General features: G+C 75.1%; 17 protein-coding genes. 5 read left to right on the top strand and 12 right to left on the bottom strand.

What is annotated here, in order from left to right:
• Nucleotides 1-10: 10 nt before the first annotated feature.
• The 5 genes from A4R25_RS05910 to A4R25_RS05890 all read right to left on the bottom strand — a co-directional run bounded on the left by A4R25_RS05910 (nt 11) and on the right by A4R25_RS05890 (nt 4687).
• On the bottom strand, nt 11-1195 hold the full coding sequence (locus A4R25_RS05910) for a lycopene cyclase family protein (protein WP_064445893.1): 1185 nt from the start codon (nt 1193-1195) through the stop codon (nt 11-13).
• A 48-nt stretch (nt 1196-1243) separates the two neighbouring features.
• Nucleotides 1244-2491, bottom strand: a complete 1248-nt coding sequence (locus A4R25_RS05905) for an MFS transporter (protein ID WP_043323888.1) — start codon at nt 2489-2491, stop codon at nt 1244-1246.
• A 42-nt stretch (nt 2492-2533) separates the two neighbouring features.
• Complete coding sequence (locus A4R25_RS05900; protein ID WP_064446486.1) at nt 2534-3679, bottom strand: RNA polymerase sigma factor; 1146 nt, start codon at nt 3677-3679, stop codon at nt 2534-2536.
• Between the two features lie 8 nt (nt 3680-3687).
• Nucleotides 3688-4095 (bottom strand): YciI family protein, encoded by a 408-nt coding sequence (locus A4R25_RS05895; protein WP_043323886.1) that lies wholly within the window; start codon nt 4093-4095, stop codon nt 3688-3690.
• A 178-nt stretch (nt 4096-4273) separates the two neighbouring features.
• Complete coding sequence (locus A4R25_RS05890; protein WP_064445892.1) at nt 4274-4687, bottom strand: DUF6069 family protein; 414 nt, start codon at nt 4685-4687, stop codon at nt 4274-4276.
• Nucleotides 4688-4856: 169 nt separating this feature from the next.
• Here A4R25_RS05890 and A4R25_RS05885 point away from each other — a divergent pair, with 169 nt between their 5' ends.
• From A4R25_RS05885 to A4R25_RS05870, 4 genes are all read left to right on the top strand, one after another.
• Nucleotides 4857-5960: a sensor histidine kinase gene (locus A4R25_RS05885; RefSeq protein WP_064445891.1), complete on the top strand. Its 1104-nt coding sequence runs from the start codon at nt 4857-4859 to the stop codon at nt 5958-5960.
• Nucleotides 5957-6625 (top strand): response regulator transcription factor, encoded by a 669-nt coding sequence (locus A4R25_RS05880; RefSeq protein ID WP_064445890.1) that lies wholly within the window; start codon nt 5957-5959, stop codon nt 6623-6625. Before A4R25_RS05885 ends, A4R25_RS05880 begins: the two co-directional genes overlap by 4 nt.
• Before the next feature lie 241 nt (nt 6626-6866).
• Nucleotides 6867-7349 (top strand): hypothetical protein, encoded by a 483-nt coding sequence (locus A4R25_RS05875; RefSeq protein WP_043323881.1) that lies wholly within the window; start codon nt 6867-6869, stop codon nt 7347-7349.
• A gap of 73 nt (nt 7350-7422) precedes the next feature.
• On the top strand, nt 7423-8064 hold the full coding sequence (locus A4R25_RS05870; protein ID WP_064446485.1) for a class F sortase: 642 nt from the start codon (nt 7423-7425) through the stop codon (nt 8062-8064).
• A gap of 3 nt (nt 8065-8067) precedes the next feature.
• On the opposite strand, the gene A4R25_RS05865 is transcribed toward A4R25_RS05870, so the two are convergent.
• Nucleotides 8068-9069: a phosphotransferase family protein gene (locus A4R25_RS05865; protein ID WP_064445889.1), complete on the bottom strand. Its 1002-nt coding sequence runs from the start codon at nt 9067-9069 to the stop codon at nt 8068-8070.
• Between the two features lie 110 nt (nt 9070-9179).
• Between A4R25_RS05865 and A4R25_RS05860 the strand changes: the two genes are divergently transcribed.
• Nucleotides 9180-9578: a YchJ family protein gene (locus tag A4R25_RS05860; RefSeq protein ID WP_043323878.1), complete on the top strand. Its 399-nt coding sequence runs from the start codon at nt 9180-9182 to the stop codon at nt 9576-9578.
• A gap of 97 nt (nt 9579-9675) precedes the next feature.
• Here A4R25_RS05860 and A4R25_RS05855 read toward each other — a convergent pair whose 3' ends face one another.
• The 6 genes from A4R25_RS05855 to A4R25_RS05830 all read right to left on the bottom strand — a co-directional run bounded on the left by A4R25_RS05855 (nt 9676) and on the right by A4R25_RS05830 (nt 17303).
• Nucleotides 9676-10065 carry a DUF2267 domain-containing protein gene (locus A4R25_RS05855; protein ID WP_043323876.1) on the bottom strand — a complete coding sequence of 130 codons (390 nt, stop codon included), beginning with the start codon at nt 10063-10065 and terminating at the stop codon, nt 9676-9678.
• 89 nt (nt 10066-10154) lie between these two features.
• Nucleotides 10155-12017, bottom strand: coding sequence for a transketolase (locus tag A4R25_RS05850; protein WP_064445888.1), 1863 nt, complete (start codon nt 12015-12017; stop codon nt 10155-10157).
• A gap of 81 nt (nt 12018-12098) precedes the next feature.
• Nucleotides 12099-13328 carry an MFS transporter gene (locus A4R25_RS05845; RefSeq protein ID WP_064445887.1) on the bottom strand — a complete coding sequence of 410 codons (1230 nt, stop codon included), beginning with the start codon at nt 13326-13328 and terminating at the stop codon, nt 12099-12101.
• A 203-nt stretch (nt 13329-13531) separates the two neighbouring features.
• Nucleotides 13532-14536: a hypothetical protein gene (locus A4R25_RS05840; protein WP_064445886.1), complete on the bottom strand. Its 1005-nt coding sequence runs from the start codon at nt 14534-14536 to the stop codon at nt 13532-13534.
• Nucleotides 14537-14609: 73 nt separating this feature from the next.
• Nucleotides 14610-15611 carry a hypothetical protein gene (locus tag A4R25_RS05835; protein ID WP_064445885.1) on the bottom strand — a complete coding sequence of 334 codons (1002 nt, stop codon included), beginning with the start codon at nt 15609-15611 and terminating at the stop codon, nt 14610-14612.
• A gap of 54 nt (nt 15612-15665) precedes the next feature.
• Nucleotides 15666-17303, bottom strand: a complete 1638-nt coding sequence (locus tag A4R25_RS05830) for a serine/threonine-protein kinase (protein ID WP_064445884.1) — start codon at nt 17301-17303, stop codon at nt 15666-15668.
• Between the last annotated feature and the right edge of the window lie 239 nt (nt 17304-17542).

Below are 17542 nucleotides of genomic sequence, written 5' to 3'. Positions count from 1 at the left end.
GGCGAGCAGGCTAGCGGCGCAGGCGGGCCCGCAGCCGGCCGGCCGCGTCGCCGAGCACCGCGCCGGTCATCGGCAGCAGCGGGCTGGACCGCATCACCGCCAGGTCCTCGGCCGGGCTGGTCACGCCGTCGAGGAACCGCAGCACCCGCTCCGCCGGGTTGCGGTCGAACAGCCGCTCGAAGAACTCCACCCCGCCGACGTGCCCCCGGTCCAGCGCGCGCAGCGCCACCGCGTCCATCCACAGGTGCCGCCCCGGGTACGCGGGCGCGGGCACCGGCGGACGGCCGGCGGCGAGCGCCAGGGCCACCTGGTCGGCCTGGCGCAGCATCGCGGAGAACGTGAAGCCGGTGGACGGCCGGGTCGCCCCACCGGCGGTGCCCAGCCGCACCACCCGCGGGCTGGGACGGGGTTCGAACGAGCCGTCGGTCATCGGGATCACGCCGTCCTCGACCTCCCGCACCCGCAGCGCGGTCAGGTCCAGCCCGAGCAGGTCGGCGTAGCCGCGCAGCGCCGTGTCGTAGCCCGCGTCGTCGAGCAGGGCCGGGCCGAACTCGGTGTACTCGACCAGCGCGAACCGGTCGTCGACAGGCAGCACGTACCCGAAGGAGACGCCGCGCTGCGGCTGTGGGGTGCGGAAGTCCATCAGAACGGCCCGCTGCGGATCGAACGTCGGCCGGTCGGCGGCCAGCCACCAGCCCCGGAAGTGCTGCAACCAACTGGTCCGCCCCGGTCGTTTCGGCCGCCGGGGCCGCGAGTCGAGCACCCAGCCGGCCCGCACCAGGTCCCGCCCCTCCGGGTCGCGGACCGTGACCCGCTCACCGTCGTCGTGCAGCTCCCCCGCCGGAGCGCTGATCCGGACCGCGTCCAGCCGCCGCTCGGCCGCGGCAGCCCGGTCGTAGACCGGGGCGGAGCGCAGCATGGCGTACCGCAGCGGGTCGAGCGTGAGGACGCGGCGGCCGGCGCGCGTGACCACGTCGACCTGCGACCAGCTCGCGCTCAGCAGCGGGTCGAGGTCGTCACCGGGCAGGCCCCAGAACGCCCACGTGCGGTCCTGGCCGCGTTTGTGCACCGGGTCGACCACCGCGACCCGCAGCCCGGTCACGCCGTGGCGGTCCAGCGCGGCCAGGACCAGGGACGCGGCGCCGCCGCCGCCGACCAGCGCGAGGTCGACGTCGACCGCTGAGGATGCGTGCACCCGACCACGCTGTCACATCGGCGGGCGCGGTCACCGGCCGACCCGGCGTCAGGCCACCGGGGCGGGCTCCTGCGGGGCCGGCTGGGCGTAGGCGGCGGCCACCGTCGCCCGGTCGAAGACCCGCCACGTCGCGGCGATCACCGCGACCGCCACCACGAAACCCACCCAGTACGGCGCGGTGATGCCGAACCGGGCCGCCACCACACCGCCCAGCAGCGCGCCGACGCAGTTTCCGCCCGCCGCGACGAACAACGTGGTGCTGCCGACCCGGCCCATCAACGCGGGCGGGGTGAGCCGCTGCCGCAGCGAGTTCGCCACGATGTTCCACAGCGCGCTGTGCGCCCCGAACGCGAACAGCGCGAACCCGACCACGGCCGCGCTGCGGGACGCGGCCAGCGCCAGGTGCAGTCCCGCCTCGACCAGCAGCCCGGTCCGCACCGTCCAGGTGGGCGTGATCGCGGCGATCAGCCGGTCCCCCACCACCGAGCCGAGCACACCGCCCACTGCCATGCAGGTGAACAACGCGCCGTAGCCGACCGAGCCGAGACCCAGCCGTTCGGTGGCGAGCAGCACCAGCACCGCCACGGCGGCGGTGAGCGTGACGTTGAGCAGGCCGATCAGCACGGTCATGGTGCGCAGCAGCCGCTGCCCCCACAACCAGCGGAACCCCTCCGCGACCTCCGCCCGCGCCGAACGCCGCCCGTCCGGCGCCGGCCCGGCCCGGTACGTCCCGGCGAGCAGCCCGACCAGCACGGCGCTGAGCGCGTACGTGCCGGCGTTCAGGGCGAACGGCAGCGACGCCGCCAGCACGAACAGGAACCCGCCGAGCGGGCCGGCGATCATGTTCTGCATCACCTGGGTGCCGCCGCCCAGCCACCCGTTGGCGCGTTCCAGCAGCGAGCGCGGCACCACCGCCGGCAGCACCGCCTGCGCGGCGGTACGGAACACCACCTCGCCGGTGTTCACCACGAACAGCACCGCGTACAGCAGCGCGATCCCGGCCCGGTCGGCGAGCATCGCCGCCGCGAGCACGGCGAGCGCGCCGACGCGTACCCAGTCGATGAGCACCATCAGCCGCCGCCGGTCCACCCGGTCGGCCAGCACGCCGCCGGGCAGCGCGAACAGCAGCCACGGCAGCCACGACACCGCCGCCCCGGCCGACACCACCAGCGGATCGTCGGTGAGCGACGCCACGTACAGCGGCGCGGCCACAGTCGCCGTCCCGCTGCCCAGCGCGGACAGCGTGCTCGCCGTCCACAGTCGGGCGAAGCGCCCGCCGAGCCGTTCCCCCGTCACGGCGAGGCAACCTACCAGCGGCGACGAACCCTGCCGACCGGTTTATCCGGGGCGGCGGGAGTTGAGGCGGGCCGCCTGCCGGTTGAGGTGGTCGCGTTCGGCCAGGCTGGCCGCGCGACGGGCCGCGTCGGCGTACAGGCCGGCCGCCCGGTCCGGATCGCCGTCGCGTTCGTGCAGGTACGCGGCCACCGCCGTGTACCGGGGCAGCGTGTCGTCAAGCGCCGCGAGCGCCGCCAGCCCGGCGCGCGGGCCGTCCGCCTCGCCGACCGCGACCGCCCGGTTGAGCCGGGCGATCGGGTTGCCGGTCAGGCGCACCAGCTCGTCGTACCACTCGACGATCTGCACCCAGTCGGTCTCCGCGGCGGCGGGCGCGTCCGCGTGCAGTGCCGCGATCGCGGCCTGGGCCTGGAACTCGCCGAGCCGGTCGCGGGACAGCGCGGTCTGCAGGATGCCCACGCCCTCGGCGATCAGCGTGGTGTCCCACCGGCTGCGGTCCTGCTCGGCCAGCGGCACCAGGCTGCCGTCGGGCGCGGTCCGGCCGGCCCGGCGGGCGTGGTGCAGCAGCATGAGCGCGAGCAGCCCGGCCACCTCGGGGTGGTCGATCGCGGCGGCGAGCTGCCGGGTGAGCCGGATCGCCTCGGCGGCCAGGTCCACGTCGCCGGAGTAGCCCTCGTTGAACACCAGGTACAGCACGCGCAGCACGGTGGCGACGTCACCGGGCTGGTCGAAGCGGACCCCGGAGACGGTGCGCTTGGCCCGGCTGATCCGCTGCGCCATGGTGGCCTCCGGCACCAGGTACGCCTGCGCGATCTGCCGGGTGGTGAGCCCGCCGACGGCGCGCAGCGTCAACGCGACGGCCGACGACGGGCTCAGCGACGGATGCGCGCAGAGGAAGTAGAGCCGCAGCGTGTCGTCCACCGCCGGCACCGGCCCGGGCGGCGGCTCCTCGTCCACGAGATCCTCACGCCGGCGCCGGGCGGCGTCGGCGCGGACCGCGTCCAGGAACCGGCGCCACGCCACTGTGACCAGCCAGCCCAACGGGTCGCGGGGCGGGTCGGCCGGCCAGACACGCAGCGCCTCGATCAGCGCGTCCTGCACCGCGTCCTCGGCCGCCGCGAAGTCGGCTCCGCGGCGGACGAGGACACCGAGCACGCCCGGGATGAGGCTGCGGAGCGCGACCTCGTCCATCGGACGGATCACTCGGTGATGGTCGGCGGCGCGGTCAGGAACGGGCGCAGCTCCAGCCACTCGTGGATCGGCTTGCCGCCCTGACCGGGCGCGGCCGACAGCTCGGCGGCCAGTTCGAGCGCGCGCTCGTAGCTGTCCACGTCGATCACCATCCAGCCGGCGATGAGGTCCTTCGTCTCGGCGAACGGGCCGTCGGTGACCGGCGGGCGGCCCTCGCCGTCGTAGCGGACGAACGTGCCCTCCGGGGCGAGCGCCTGGCCGTCGACGTACTCGCCGCTCTCCTGCAGCCGGGCGGCGAACTCCTGCATGTAGTTCACGTGCGCGGAGATCTCCTCCGGCGTCCACTTGTCGATCATCGGCATGTCGGTGACCGGGGTCGGGCCGCCGCGGTAGTGCTTCAGGAGCAGGTACTTCATCTGTGTCTCCTCGTGGAGGGTGCGACCCATTCTGGCCGCGTTCACTCCGGGGACGAAGCCGCCTGCCCGTTCTCGACATCGGTGGCGGAGGAATTTCCGGCGTCACATCGCGTAAGGCATCCTAGGAGGCTAGTTCTGGAGGCCGGGCCGCCTGCCCCCGTCGCGGCGGCCCGGCCCGTCAGGCGGCGGCGCGGCGCAGACCGGTGATCAGCACCGTGCCCGCGACCAGGTGAAACGCCACCAGCGTCAGCGTCGCCGCACCCCCCACTCCCCCGCTTAGCGGCCCGAGCAGCGACACCAGCAGCACCAGGCCCGCGACCACCGTCCAGACGGTCCGGGCGCGGGCGGTGAGCCGCTCCAGCAGGGCCAGCAGCGCCCAGCCGGACAGCCCGGCGAGCAGCGTGCTCACCGCCACCGCCACCGGCGTCACCCGCTGCACGTCCGAACCGGTGCGCGCGGTCAGATCCACCCCGGCCAGCGGCACCGCGACCACCCAGCCCAGCAGCGTGGCCACGGTGGCGGCGAGCACCGTCAGCAGCCGCACCCGGCGGCGGGTCGGGCGGGTGGCGGCGGTCGGAATCGTGGTTTCCATCGGTGGCTCCTCGGCATCGGGACGACTGCCGCCGACGCTAGGTCCGGCGGGCCGCTGCGCGGATCGGGCCACGGAGCGGTTCCCGGCTCCGTCGCCGGACCGATCACCGGCCCGGATCTCGGTCTGGCGACCGATGAGAAGCGGTGCGCCCGCGGCCTAGCATCCGGACATGAGGTGCGCGTCCCGGTCCCGGCTCCTGCTGCTGCTCGACGGCGGCATCGCCACCGTGAGCCTCGCCGTGTGCCTGCTCGCGCTGCTGGCCTCCGACGCCGGCCCGGACACGACCGGCGCGACCGCCGTCGCGGTCGGCCTCGCCGTCGCGCAGGCCGGCTGTCTGCTGTGGATCCGGCGCCACCCGGGGTACGCCCTCGGCGTCGCCGCGCTCGCCGGCGTCGGCCTCGAGGCGCTCTGCCCGCAGCTCGGCTGGCTCGGCCTGGTCGCGGTGCCGATGGCGTACGTGGCCCGGCTGCGCCCGCCCCGGTACTCGCTCGTCGCGCTCGGGCTGCTGCTCGCGCCCACGCCGTGGAAGCTGGTCACCGGCGGCTGGCGGGACCTGCTGCTGGCGGTGACCGCGCTGGGCCTGAGCTGGACGCTCGGCGAACTGCAACGGGGCCAGGCGCAGCGGCGTGGCGAGCGCGAACGGCAGGTACGCGCCGCCGAACGGGAGCGGATCTCCCGGGAGCTGCACGACGTGGTGGCGCACCACGTCGCGGTCATCGCGGTGCAGGCCGCCGCCGCCGAGGACGTGTTCGACGCGCAGCCGGAGCAGGCCCGCGCCGCGCTCGCCGCGATCGACACGGCGGCCCGGTCGGCGCTGACCGAACTGCGGGCCATGCTGCACGCGCTCGCCCTCGACGACGGGTCCGAACCGGACGGACCGCAGCCGGGACTGGCGCAGCTCGACGCGCTCGCCGACGCGGTACGGGCGGTGGGCCTGCGGGTGACGCTGCGGCGCGACGGCGACGGCGAGGCGCTGCCCGGCGGGGTGCAGCTGTCGGCGTACCGGATCGTGCAGGAGTCGCTGACGAACGCGCTGCGCCACGGGCATGCCACCCGCGCCGACGTGGACGTCGATTACCGCGACGGCGTACTGCGGCTGGAGGTCGTCAACGACGGCCCGGCGCCCGCCCGCCGCCCCGGCACGACCACCGGGCGCGGCATCGTCGGCATGCGGGAACGGGCCCGGCTGCTCGGCGGCACACTCGACGCCGGCCCGCTGCCGGCCGGCGGATTCCGGGTCCACGCCCGGCTGCCGGTGGAGGCGGCCCGATGACGGTACGGGTGGTCATCGCCGACGACCAGGAGCTGATCCGCGCCGGGCTGCGCACAGTCCTCGACGCGCGGCCCGACCTGAGCGTGGTCGGCGAGGCCGCCGACGGGGTCGAGGCGGTCGCGGTCGCGACGCGTACGCGGCCGGACGTGGTGCTGATGGACGTGCGGATGCCCTGCCGCGACGGCATCGCCGCCACCCGCGACCTGGTGGCCGCCGGCAACCCGGCCAAGGTGGTCATGCTGACCACGTTCGACCTGGACGAACACGTCTACGCCGCGCTGCGCGCCGGGGCCAGCGCGTTCCTGCTCAAGGACACCCGCCCGGCCGACCTCGCCGAGGCGGTACGCGTGGTGGCCCGGGGCGAGGCGCTGCTCGCGCCGACTGTGACCCGGCGGCTGCTGGACCGGTACGCCGACCGGCTTCCCGCGCCCACGCCCACCGGTGACGCCCTCGCCGTGCTGACCGCCCGCGAACGGGAGGTGCTGACACTCACCGCGCGGGCACTGTCCAATGCGGAGATCGCCGCCCGGCTGCACCTGAGCACCGCCACCGTGAAGACACACGTCTCGGCGATCCTCACCAAGCTGGGCCTGCGCGACCGGATCCAGGCGGTGGTGCTCGCGTACGACACCGGGCTGGTCCGGCCGGAACCGCCCGTCCGGTAGGCGCGAAACGGACAGCGGACCCAGACACGGCGAAGCGGGACGGCTCGCCGTCCGGCCTGGCCCGGCATGTCCACCCTCCGACGGCGGCAGGGAGCACACCGGACGGCAACGAAGATTTCTCAATTACCCCCAGTGACCGCCGCAACCCTCCTAGTGTTGGCCACACCGGTGCTCGTCACGGAGTTGGCCACCCGAACGACGTCCCACGCCTACAGCGGACGAAAAGTGAGGGAAGACGCGGATGAAGGCACAGTCATTTCTCGGATCGGCGGCGTTCGGCGTGGGCCTCGGCGCACTGCTGCTCCCGGCCGCCGCGCTGGCGGACACCAGAGTCTCACCCGCCGCCACCCCGGTCGGCGGCACCGTCGTGCTGACCACCACGTGCAACCCGAACGCCGGTGACGCGATCTTCCGGGTCACCGGCCCGGACCGGGACCAGAACGTCCGGTCCACCACTGCGGCCGCGGGCGGTGGCCTGAGCGCCGAGCTGTTCACCGCCGGATTCACGCTCGGCACGTACACCGTCGCCACCACGTGCGGCGACGGCAGCGACGGCGGCAGCGCCACGTTCACCGTCACCCCGATCGGCGGCGCGCAGGCCGGTGGCGGCGGGCGCGACGGCGACACCGGGGTGCTGGTCGCCGGGGGCGTGCTGGCCGCCGGGGCGCTCGCCGGTGGCGCGTACGCGGTCATCCGCCGACGCCGCGCGGGCGCCGTCGCCTGACCGGATCGTCGAGCGGTCCGCCCGCGCCGGAGCACCCGGCGCGGGCGGCACGTCCCTGTCGGACGGAGGTGGGATGCTGTCGGAGTCGCAGCGCCGGTCGCGGCTGCGCACCGCCGTCGTGGTCACCGCCGTCACCGTCGCCGCCGCCACCGGCACCGGACTGGTCTCGGCCGGGCTCGGCACCACGTCGACGCCACCGCCACAGCCCGGCGTCTCCGCCGCGCCCGCCACCGAACGACCGGGTACGGCAGGCCCGGCGCTCCCCCGCGCCACACCGGTGCGGGTGACCATCCCGCGCATCGGCGTGGACGCCGAGATCGTGCCGGTGGCCACCGACGCCGACGGCGCGCTGGAGGTCCCGCCGCTGGAACGCCCGGAGGTCACCGGCTGGTACCACCCCGGTCCCGCCCCCGGCCAGGCCGGCAACGCGGTGCTGGTCGGGCACGTCGACTCGCAGCACGGCCCGGCGGTCTTCTTCGACCTCGGCCGGCTGCGCCCCGGCGACACGATCCGGGTGCTGCGCGCCGACGACCGGACCGCGGCGTTCACCGTGGACGGCGTCGGGGCGTACCCGAAGGAACGCTTCCCCACCGCGCGGGTCTACGGCGGCGACGCTGCTGCGCGGCTGCGTTTGATCACGTGCGGCGGGCGGTTCGACCCGCGGACCGGCAGCTACCCGGAAAACATCGTGGTCTTCGCCACCGCTACCCGCTGACGCTCAGCCTTCCAGGTCGGCCAGTTCCGCGTCGAGCAGCTTCGCCAGCAGCGCCACCCGGCCCGGGTCGTTGTCGGCGGTGATGTTCCGGCTGGGCATCTCGACGGTCATCAGCAGGTAGAGGTACAGCCGGTACAACCCGAGCCGCCGCCGCGCCCCGGCGTCGAGCGGGAACGGCGCCGCCGCCCGGTAGGCGCGCACCAGCGGGTCGTCCGGCTCGTCCTCGGCGCGGCGGAACAGCAGCGGCGACACCAGGTCCATCAGCGGATCGCCCCACAGGTAGCGTTCGCCGTCGACCAGGCCGGTGAGCCGGGGCGTGCCGTCCGGCCCGTCCACGGCGAGCACGTTGCCGGCCCAGCCGTCGAAGTGCAGCAGCGCCGGGCGGCGTACCGCGTCGAGCACCGCCGCGTGCCGCGCCACCAGCTCCCGGATCCGGGACGCCGGCACCGGCAGCGGCACCGCCCAGTCGGCGGCGTCGGCGAGCATGTCGTCCACCATCGCCGTGTACGCGTCCCGCCAGGTAGCCCCGTGCGCCCGGTCGCCGTCGTAGCCGTACCGCTCGCCGGTGACGGCGTGCAGCGCGGCGAGCGCGCGGCCGAACTCCTCGCGCAGCGGCCCGACCTCCGCGCCGGCCTGGCTCAGGTCCCAGAGGGTACGACCTGGTAGCCGCGCCATGATCAGCCAGTCGCCCAGCTCGGGGTCGGTTCCGTGGTGCAACAGCGCCGGCGTCGGCACCCCCGGTGCGCGGTCGGCGACCAGGCGCAGGTAGTGCGCCTCCGCGCCGACCATGTCCCGCTCGTAGCGCAGCAGCGGCACGTGCGGCGGCGGACCGACCTTGAGCACCACGTCCCGGCCGTCGGTGAGGCGTACCTGCCACACGGCGGCGAAGCCGCCACCGGTCAGCGGGCCGCAGTCGGCCACCTCGACGCCGGGCCCGAGCGAGGCGGTGAGGTATCGGCGGACCTGATCGGGGTCGAGGACACGCTGAGTCGGACTCACGCTCATGGTCCGGGGAGCCTACTGGGTTGAGGTGTAAGGAGGGGCCCCCTGTTAACGCCTCCGGTAGAGGAAGGGCCCCTTGTTAACACCTCTCCGAGGCTTGGGAGAATCGCGGCATGGCGAGACGGGGTGAACGGACGGCGGCATGCCCGTGCGGCACCGGCCGGCCGTACGCGGACTGCTGCGCCCCGGTCCACCGGGGCGAGGCGACGGCGGCGACCGCGGAGGCGCTGATGCGGTCCCGGTTCAGCGCGTTCGCGCTCGGCGACGCCGCCTACCTGCGGCACAGCTGGCACCCCAGCACCCGGCCCGACCGGCTGGAGCTGGACCCGGGCACGCGCTGGACCCGGCTGGAGATCGTGGAGACCGGTCAGGGCGGCCTGTTCGACAGCGCCGGCACGGTCCGGTTCCGGGCGCACTACCGCGAGGGTGGCCGGGCGGGTGTGCTGGCCGAGCACAGCCGCTTCGCCCGCGAGGACGGCCGCTGGGTCTACCTGGACGCGCTGCCCGAGTGACGCCTCCCCGGCACCGACGCGCGCAGCCTGCGGCGGCGGGTGTTAACAAGGGGCCCTTCCTCTACCGGAGGCGTTAACAAGGGGCCCTTCCTTTCGCCTAGGCCGGGCGCGGGGCGGGCTGGGCCAGCTCGGCGATCTCGCGCGGCAGCTGGGACAGCGCCCGGTTGAACTGGGCGGGCCCGACCACCCGGTGCAGCGCCTGCAGCACCGCACGGGCGCCCCGTTCGGCGTCGGACGGTGTGGCGCCGGAGCGCTCGGCGACCCGGCGCAGGAACTCGTCGTACCCGAAGACCTCCGGGTCCTCGACCCGGGCGCGCGCCAGCAACGGACGCAGCTCGTGCGCGACGTGCGCGGACAGGTCGTCGGCCTCGCCGCCGCTGATCCGTTCGGCGAGCGTGCGCAGCGTCGCCTCGGTCAGCGCGCGGGCCGTCTCGACCGGTACGCCGGCGCGGGCGGACACCCGCGCGTAGAACTCCGGTTCGGCCATCGTCTGTCCTCCCGTCGCAACGGCAGCGTGGCTACCCGCCGCCGGCCTCGGCAAACACCGCCGCTGACCTGGCCCCGGCGAACAGGCGTTCAGGCCAGGGCCCGCGCCGCCGAGACGATCGCGCCGACGCCGATGCCGGCCCGGTCGAACTGCTGGGCGGGGGTGCCGGAGCCGGGCAGCCCGCGTACCGCCAGGTGGTTGACCCGGGACGGTTCGCCCAGGTCGGCGAGCGCCTCCAGCACCGCTGAGCCCAGCCCGCCCTCCGGGTAGTGGTCCTCGACCACCACCAGCCGCCCGCCGGTCTCCACCACGGTCTCGGCGAGGCGCTGCCGGTCCACCGGCTTGATCGAGTACATGTCGATCACGCGCGCGTCGATGCCCTCCCGGGTCAGTTCGTCGGCGGCGGTGAGGCAGAGGTGCACCGTCACGCCGGTGCCGAGCAGCGCCACGTCGCCGCCGTCGCGCACCATTCGGCTGCCGCCGATCGGGAACGGCTCGCCGTCGTCGTAGAGCACCGGGTACTTGCCGCGCGTGGTGCGCAGGTAGGTGATGCCCGGGTGGTCGGCCATCTGGGCGACCAGCGCCGCGCAGGAGACCGCGTCGGCCGGGCTGAGCACCGTGGAGCCGGGCACCGCGCGAAGCGCCGCGATGTCCTCCAGCCCCATCTGGGACGGGCCGTCCGGGCCGATCTCGACCCCGGCGTGCGAGCCGACCAGCGCGATGTCGGCCCGGGACACCCCGGCCATCCGGATGAAGTCGTACGCCCGGGACCAGAACGCGGCGAACGTCGCCGCGAACGGCCGGTAGCCGCGTACCGCCAGGCCCACCGCCGCGGCGGCGAGCTGCTGCTCGGCGATGAACATCTGGAAGAACCGATCGGGGTACGCGGCGGCGAAGCTCTCCGCCCGGGTGGAGTCGCTGACCTCTCCGTCGAGCGCGACCACGTCGGGCCGGGCGGCGCCGAGGGCGCGCAGCGCGTCGCCGTACGCGTTCCGGGTGGCCACCTTCGTCCCGCGCTCGTACCGGGGCAGCTCCGGCTGCCGGTGCTCGGCGGCGGCGGTGCGCGGCGCGGCGGGAGGTTTCGGTCCGGCGACCCGGATCCGGCGGGGGCCGCCGAGCGCCCGTACGGCCCGGTCGGCCAGTTCCGGGTCGAAGGCCTTGCCGTGCCAGGCCGGGTCGTTCTCGACCTCCGGCACGCCCTTGCCCTTGACCGTGCGGGCCAGCACCACTGTCGGCCCGGTGGCCTCGCGTGCCTGCCCGTACGCCTCGTCGATCGCGCCGAGGTCGTGGCCGTCGACGACGATCGCCCGGCAGCCGAACGCCTCGACACGACGCCGGTAGGTGTCCAGGTCCCACTCCAGCTCGGTGGGGCCGCGCTGGCCGAACCGGTTGACGTCCACGATCGTGGTGAGGTTGCGCAGCCCGTAGTGCCCGGCCTTGTCCAGCGCCTCCCACACCGATCCCTCGGCGGTCTCGCTGTCGCCGCAGAGCACCCAGACGTGCGCGGGTGACCGGTCGAGGTACTGGGCGGCGAGCGCCACCCCGACGCCGACCGGCAGCCCCTGCCCGAGCGAGCCGGTGGCGACGTCGACCCAGGGCAGCACCGGCGTGGGGTGGCCCTGCAGGCGCGACCCGGCCTGCCGGTACGTCTCCAGCAGCTCCTGCTCGCTGATCGCGCCGGTGGCCCGGAACACCGCGTACAGCAGCGGCGAGGCGTGCCCCTTGGAGAGGATCAGGTGGTCGTTGCCGGGGTTGCCCGGGTAGGACCAGTCGTAGCGCAGGTGCCGGGCGACCAGCACGGCGAGCAGGTCGGCGGCGGAGAGACTCGATGTCGGGTGCCCGGAGCCGGCCATCGTGCTGCACCGGATGGCGTCCACCCGGAGTTGGGCGGCCAGCTCCGCCAGCCCGGTCAGGTCCTCGTCGCGCAGTGTGCGCTCTGCTTCCAACGTCACCGCGATCGTCTCCCCGGGGTCGCCGATTTTCCGGACCCACGCTAGGCCGCGAACGCGACCATTGGTCCCTTTTCTGGTGATTCATGCTCGACCGGTGAACAGCCACAGCGCCACCAGCAGGTACGGCAGCACCGCGACCGCGAAGGCAGCCGGGTTGCCGACCGCGCCGGCGAGCAGCCCGTACCCGGCGTAGAAGGCGACGATGGTCAGGTCGGTGGCCATCCCGGCCAGCGACGTGACGGTGGCCCGCCCCGACCCGGCGATCCGGGCCTGCAGCCGCACGTCGGCGAGCACCGTGGCGAGCTGGAACGCGGCGAACGCGGCGGCCAGCAGCACGAACCCCGCCGGGTGCCGCAGCAGCGCCCCGGCCGCCGTCGCGCCCGCCGCGAACACCAGCAGGCCCGCGTACCCCCGGTGGGACAGCCGCTCGCCCAGCGGCGCGAGCAGCCCACCCACAGTCATCCCGGCCCAGACCAGCAGGAGCAGCAGCGGTACGCCCACCTCGGCCATGCCGGTGTCGGCGGCCAGCAGCCCGGTGTACTCGTCCAGCCCACCCCAGATCGCTGTCACCGCCGCGACCAGCAGCACGGCGGCCCGGACGCGGCGGTCGGCGCGCACCTCGCGCAGGCCCAGGCGCAGGCTGTCCAGCCAGCCGGGCTCGTCGTCACCCGGCGCGGCACTCGCGCGCGGCCCGTCCGGCTCGCCACCTGGAACCGGCGCGGACGATCGTGGGCGGTGTTCCGGGAAGCGGGCCGCGACGGCTGCCGCCAGCAGGCAGGTCGCCACGCTCGCCGCGCCGACCGCGAGGTAGCCGCCGAGCGCGTACGCCGGCCCGGCGAGCACCCCGGACCCGACGGCGCCGAGCACCTCGGCGGTGCGGGCCCGGCCGATCAGCCGGGCGTACCTGTCGGCCGCACCGAGACGCTCCAGCTCGGTGAAGACCAGTGCCTCCAGCGCGCCCGAGCGCAGCGCGCCACCGGCGCCCCACAGCAGGAAACCCACGGCGAACGCCGGGTAGGACGGCAGCAGCACCCAGAGCGCGAAACCGGCGGCGGCGAGCAGCGGCGCCAGGCACAGCAGCAGCCGGCGCGACACCGTGTCGGCCCACACCCCGGAGGGCACCTCCAGCACGATGCCGGCGGCCGCCCAGAGCACGAACAGCGAGGAGATCTGCCCGACCGACAACCCGGTGTCGGCGAACAGCAGCACGTAGAGCGGGTAGAGCAGGACGAGGTCGGTGAGGAACGCGTACCCGTAGAGCGTCGCCGCCAGGCGGCGGGTCGCGGGTACGCGGGCAGGAGCGACGAGCATGGGACCTTCCCACGGGACGTGACGGACACCGGCCGGAATGCACGGCGTCCGCGGCGGCCCGCGGCCTCGTCGCTCAGTAGGGCATCAACATCGCCAGGTCATGCCCGGATCCTATCCGCCGCGAGGCGCCCCGGTGGTCCCCCGGCGGGCACGAGATCGGGGCGGGACCGTGCGGTCCCGCCCCGAGTGTCACTGCCGCCAGGTCAGCGGCGGAACTTCTCCACGTCGGCCTGCGGGATGACCATGGTGGCCTCGCTGTCCGCGGCCTGCTCGGCGGTCGGCTGACGCGGCGTGGCCGGCTGGGTGCGGTCGGAGTCCGCGTACGCCGGAATGTGCTGCGTGGCCTCCGCCGGCACCGGCTCGGTGGAGTCCGCACCGGCGGCGGCCGGGGTGGCCGGGTACGCGGGGACGGGCTGCGTACGGTCCGCCTCGGCGTCCCGGCTCACCGGCTGGGTCAGCTCGGAGTCCGCGTACGGGCCGGTGGCGGCCAGGCGGGCCTCGACGTCGCGGCGCCCGGCCTGGTACGCGCGGGCGTGCGTGGCGATGGTGCGCGACTCCTCCTCGGCCCGGGTCAGCCAGTTCTCCCAGCGGCTCTGCATCGGCCGGACCAGGCCGCCGCCGACGCCGACGACCAGGATGCCGCCCACGGTGGCGAGCACCGCGATCAGCACCGGAGTGGTGACAGTGGTGGCGACGCCGATCTGGTTGAGCGCGGCGATGACGCCGAGGCCCAGGATGAACACCGAGGCGAGGTTCGCCAGCACCCGGCCGTAGGAGAGGCCGCCGAGCGCGCTGGAGATGATGTCCTTCACGGCACGGGCGATGGCCGCGGCGACCACCACGATGACGATGGCGACGAACGCCCGGGGCAGCCAGGCGATCACACCGGCGATCAGGTCGGAGATCGGGTTGGGGCCCCAGATGCCGAACGCGAGCTGGAGCGTGACCAGCAGCACGCCGTAGTAGGCGAGCTTGGCGACGATGTCGCTGGCGTCGTACTTGGAGCGGGCCAGCGCGGTCTTGATGCCGCCGCGCTCGACGGCCCGGTCGAAGTGGACCCGCTCCAGCACCTTGTCCACGAGCTTCAGCACGGCCTTGGCGATCAGCCAGCCGGCGATCAGGATCGCGACGAACGCGACCGCCTTGGGCAGGAACAGCATCACCGAACGGAACGCGTCGCCCACCGCGTCCCCGAAGTTGTCTCTCATCGAAGGGCCTCCACGTACGTGGTCCAGGTTTGTTCGGGTGGGGCTACCCGGACCCGCGCGCGGGGAAACGCGGTCAGCCGCCGGGACAGCGGTATCTGACGCGGGTGCCGGCCTGCATCGGCGCCGGTTCGATGATGTTGACGGTGGCCGTGCCGACTGTCGTGCCCACTCCGGAGAACGTCCACTCCAGGGTGAGGGTCGCGGTGTGCTGCCCGCTGCCGACCCGCGCGGTGAGCACCGCGCCGGGCGGGCCGTCCGAGCGGAACCACTGGTAGCGGATCGTTCCGGCGCGCCCGTTGGTCCGTACCGTGGCCACCACGTCCACCGTCACGTCGCACGCGACACCGGCCGGCCGGTTCGCCGCCACCGACACCTGCTCGACCTCCATCGGGCGCAGCCGCTGCCACAGGTACAGGCCGACAGTGAGCAGCAGCGCGGCGGTGAGCAGCGTGGACAGCACCGAGACGACACGCCGCCAGACCGGTCGCGGCCGGATCGGGGGCGCGGTCGGCCAGGGCGGCGCGGGCGGCGGCGTCACCGGCACGCCCGGCCCGAAGCGCAACTCGCCGCCGGGCGCGGGCGCCGGGACGCCGCTGGGCGCCCGCGCGCCCACGGTCCGATCCGGGTACGCCCCGGCGCCCGTCGCCGTCGGCGGCCCGCCGGCCTGGTGCCCATGCGGTACGCCGGTGGGCTGCCACGAGACGGTCGGCTCCACGCCCGGGCCCCTGGCCGGCGGCGCCGGCCGCGGACGCACTGTCGCCTGCCCGGTCACGGTGCCCGGGGCCGGAATCGGAGCCGTTGCCGGAGCCGGACTCAGGTGGACGGTCGGCTCGGCATCTGGCGAGCGGTCCACCTCCGGCCGGGCGAGTGGCACAGTGGGCTCCGCGTCGTCCACGGACAGCGGCACCGTCGGCTCGCCGCTCACCGCAGACAGAGAAACGGTCGGCTCCGCCTCGGCGGCGGCGCGGGGCGCGACGAGGTGGACTGTCGGCTCGGCGGCATCGGCGTCCCCGGGCGGGGTCACCGGCAGGGCGCGGGTCGGCAGCGCCTCGGTGGGCTCGTCGGGCCGGGTCACGCCGGACGTCCCCGGAACGGGCTGCGGTGCTGGGCAGCGGGCACTGTCGTACTCCTAGCCAGGGGTGCAGTCGTGGTAGAGCGTCACGTACACCGGTGACGCCGAGGTGGTCGTGTTGCCGGCGGCGTCGGCGGCGGTGACCCGGATCGGGATGCGGGCGCTGCGCTTGGGCGTGGACAGCGGGCCGAGCGTGCCGGTGAACACGCCACGGCCGGCGGTGGCCATCCGGACCGTTCCGGTGGCGCCGTCGAGGGTGTAGCCGAAGGTGACGGTCAGCGCGGCCGGGGAGCTGCGGTCGTCGGTGACGGTGGCGGTGACGGTGCTGCTCTTCGCGCCGTAGGGGCAGCCCTTCGGGTCCAGCTCGCCGGGGTCGGCGCTTACCCCGTCCACGACCGGCGCGGTCACGTCCGGCGGTGGCGGGGTGGTGCTGCGCGACGCGCTGGGGGTGGGCGTGCCGGCGCGGGTCGGCGACCCGGTCCGGTCCGGGGTGGCGGACGGCGCGGGCGGTGGTGACGCGGTGGGCGGGGTGGGTGTCGGCGACGGGCTCGGCGTTCCGGCGGCGGTCGGGTCCGGTGTGGGCGCGGTCGTGGTGGCCGGGGCGGCGCTCGCCGGGCCGGTGGGGGCGGCGGTGTCGCTGCCGTCGTTGGCGGCGTAGCTGTAGCCGGCGCCGCCGGCCACGACGGCGGCGGCCAGGGCTCCGGCGGTGAGTGCGGTACGGGTGCGGCCCTTGCGGAACAGTCCGCGCCGGCCGGAGCCCGCGCCGAGCGCCGTGTCCGCCATCGCGGTGTGGGCGACGGCGGTGGCCCCCTCGGCCCGCTCGGGGAACGGCCACAGCGCGGCCAGCAGCGCGGCCCGGCGGCCCAGCTCGCGCAGCCCGCGTTCCTCCCACTGCGGGCCGTAGCCGGCGCCGGCCACCTGTTCCAGCAGGCCGAGGAACGCCTCGGCGGACTCGGGCCGCTCGTCGGGGCGCTTGGCCATGCCGTGGCGCAGCAGCTCGTGCACCGGCGGGGGCGCCGCCTCGGCGGGGATCGGCGCCAAGGCGTGCTGGTCGCGCAGCGAGAGCAGGTCCGGCCCCTGGTACGGGGGCCGGCCGGTGAGGCATTCGAAGAACGTGGCGGTGGCGGCGTAGACGTCGCACGTCGGGGCGGCGGGGGCGCCGGTCCACTGCTCGGGGGCCATGTAGCGGGGCGTGCCGGAGACAGTCGTGTCGGAGCCCTGGCCGACCGGCATGGCGATGCCGAAGTCGGCGAGTTTGCTCAGCCCGGCGCCGGTGACGAGCACGTTCTCCGGTTTGTAGTCGCGGTGCACGACACCGCGGGCGTGGGTGGCGGCCAGGCCGGCGAGTGAGCCCTTGAGGACGCAGAGCGCGGCCTCGGGCGTGGTCGGGCCGTGCGCGCGCAGCATCTGGCGCAGCGACACGCCGTCGACCAGTTCCATCACGATGGCCGCGCCGTGCGGGCTCTCCACGTACTCGTAGAGGCGGCTGACGTGCGGGTCGTCGATCTCGCCGAGCAGCCGGGCCTCGGCGCGGAACGCGGTCCGGAACGACGAGTCCTCGCCCAGGTCGCGGACCAGGTACTTGATGGCGACCGGGGTGCCGGTCCGGTCGTGGGTGGCGAGCACGACGCTGCCGGACGCGCCGGCGCCGAGCCGGCGGACCGGCGTGTAGCCGGACAGTTCCCAGCCGCTCATGCGACAGACTCCACCGCGTCCCACGGGCGGGTGTCGGATGCCGCCTCGCTGGTCATTCTCACCGGGCCGGGGCGGCCGGCCATCGGCGCAACGGCTGCTTCCGGCCGCCGGTCGGCGGCCGGGCGCCCGCGCGGCACGGCGCGGCGCGGTAGGTGGTCGGTTTCGGACACACCGCCACGAGTACCAGATCCCGGCAACCACCCTCACCTCGTTGATCATGAGGTTGGCGTGGACAAAAG

It is taken from the genome of Micromonospora sp. NBRC 110037 (assembly GCF_001652995.1).
Taxonomy (GTDB): Bacteria; Actinomycetota; Actinomycetes; order Mycobacteriales; family Micromonosporaceae; genus Micromonospora; species Micromonospora chalcea.
The sequence above is the reverse complement of the archived record's forward strand: the minus strand, read 5'-3'. Positions and strand labels throughout refer to the sequence as shown.

Excerpts from the sequence above, each read along its gene's own strand:
- A4R25_RS05900 (WP_064446486.1), bottom strand. The coding sequence starts at position 3,679 with ATGGACGAGGTCGCGCTCCGCAGCCTCATCCCGGGCGTGCTCGGTGTC.
- A4R25_RS05840 (WP_064445886.1), bottom strand. The coding sequence starts at position 14,536 with ATGAGAGACAACTTCGGGGACGCGGTGGGCGACGCGTTCCGTTCGGTG.
- A4R25_RS05855 (WP_043323876.1), bottom strand. The coding sequence starts at position 10,065 with ATGGCCGAACCGGAGTTCTACGCGCGGGTGTCCGCCCGCGCCGGCGTA.
- A4R25_RS05885 (WP_064445891.1), top strand. The coding sequence starts at position 4,857 with ATGAGGTGCGCGTCCCGGTCCCGGCTCCTGCTGCTGCTCGACGGCGGC.
- A4R25_RS05860 (WP_043323878.1), top strand. The coding sequence starts at position 9,180 with ATGGCGAGACGGGGTGAACGGACGGCGGCATGCCCGTGCGGCACCGGC.
- A4R25_RS05830 (WP_064445884.1), bottom strand. The coding sequence starts at position 17,303 with ATGAGCGGCTGGGAACTGTCCGGCTACACGCCGGTCCGCCGGCTCGGC.
- A4R25_RS05865 (WP_064445889.1), bottom strand. The coding sequence starts at position 9,069 with ATGAGCGTGAGTCCGACTCAGCGTGTCCTCGACCCCGATCAGGTCCGC.
- A4R25_RS05845 (WP_064445887.1), bottom strand. The coding sequence starts at position 13,328 with ATGCTCGTCGCTCCTGCCCGCGTACCCGCGACCCGCCGCCTGGCGGCG.
- A4R25_RS05890 (WP_064445892.1), bottom strand. The coding sequence starts at position 4,687 with ATGGAAACCACGATTCCGACCGCCGCCACCCGCCCGACCCGCCGCCGG.
- A4R25_RS05875 (WP_043323881.1), top strand. The coding sequence starts at position 6,867 with ATGAAGGCACAGTCATTTCTCGGATCGGCGGCGTTCGGCGTGGGCCTC.
- A4R25_RS05895 (WP_043323886.1), bottom strand. The coding sequence starts at position 4,095 with ATGAAGTACCTGCTCCTGAAGCACTACCGCGGCGGCCCGACCCCGGTC.
- A4R25_RS05880 (WP_064445890.1), top strand. The coding sequence starts at position 5,957 with ATGACGGTACGGGTGGTCATCGCCGACGACCAGGAGCTGATCCGCGCC.
- A4R25_RS05870 (WP_064446485.1), top strand. The coding sequence starts at position 7,423 with ATGCTGTCGGAGTCGCAGCGCCGGTCGCGGCTGCGCACCGCCGTCGTG.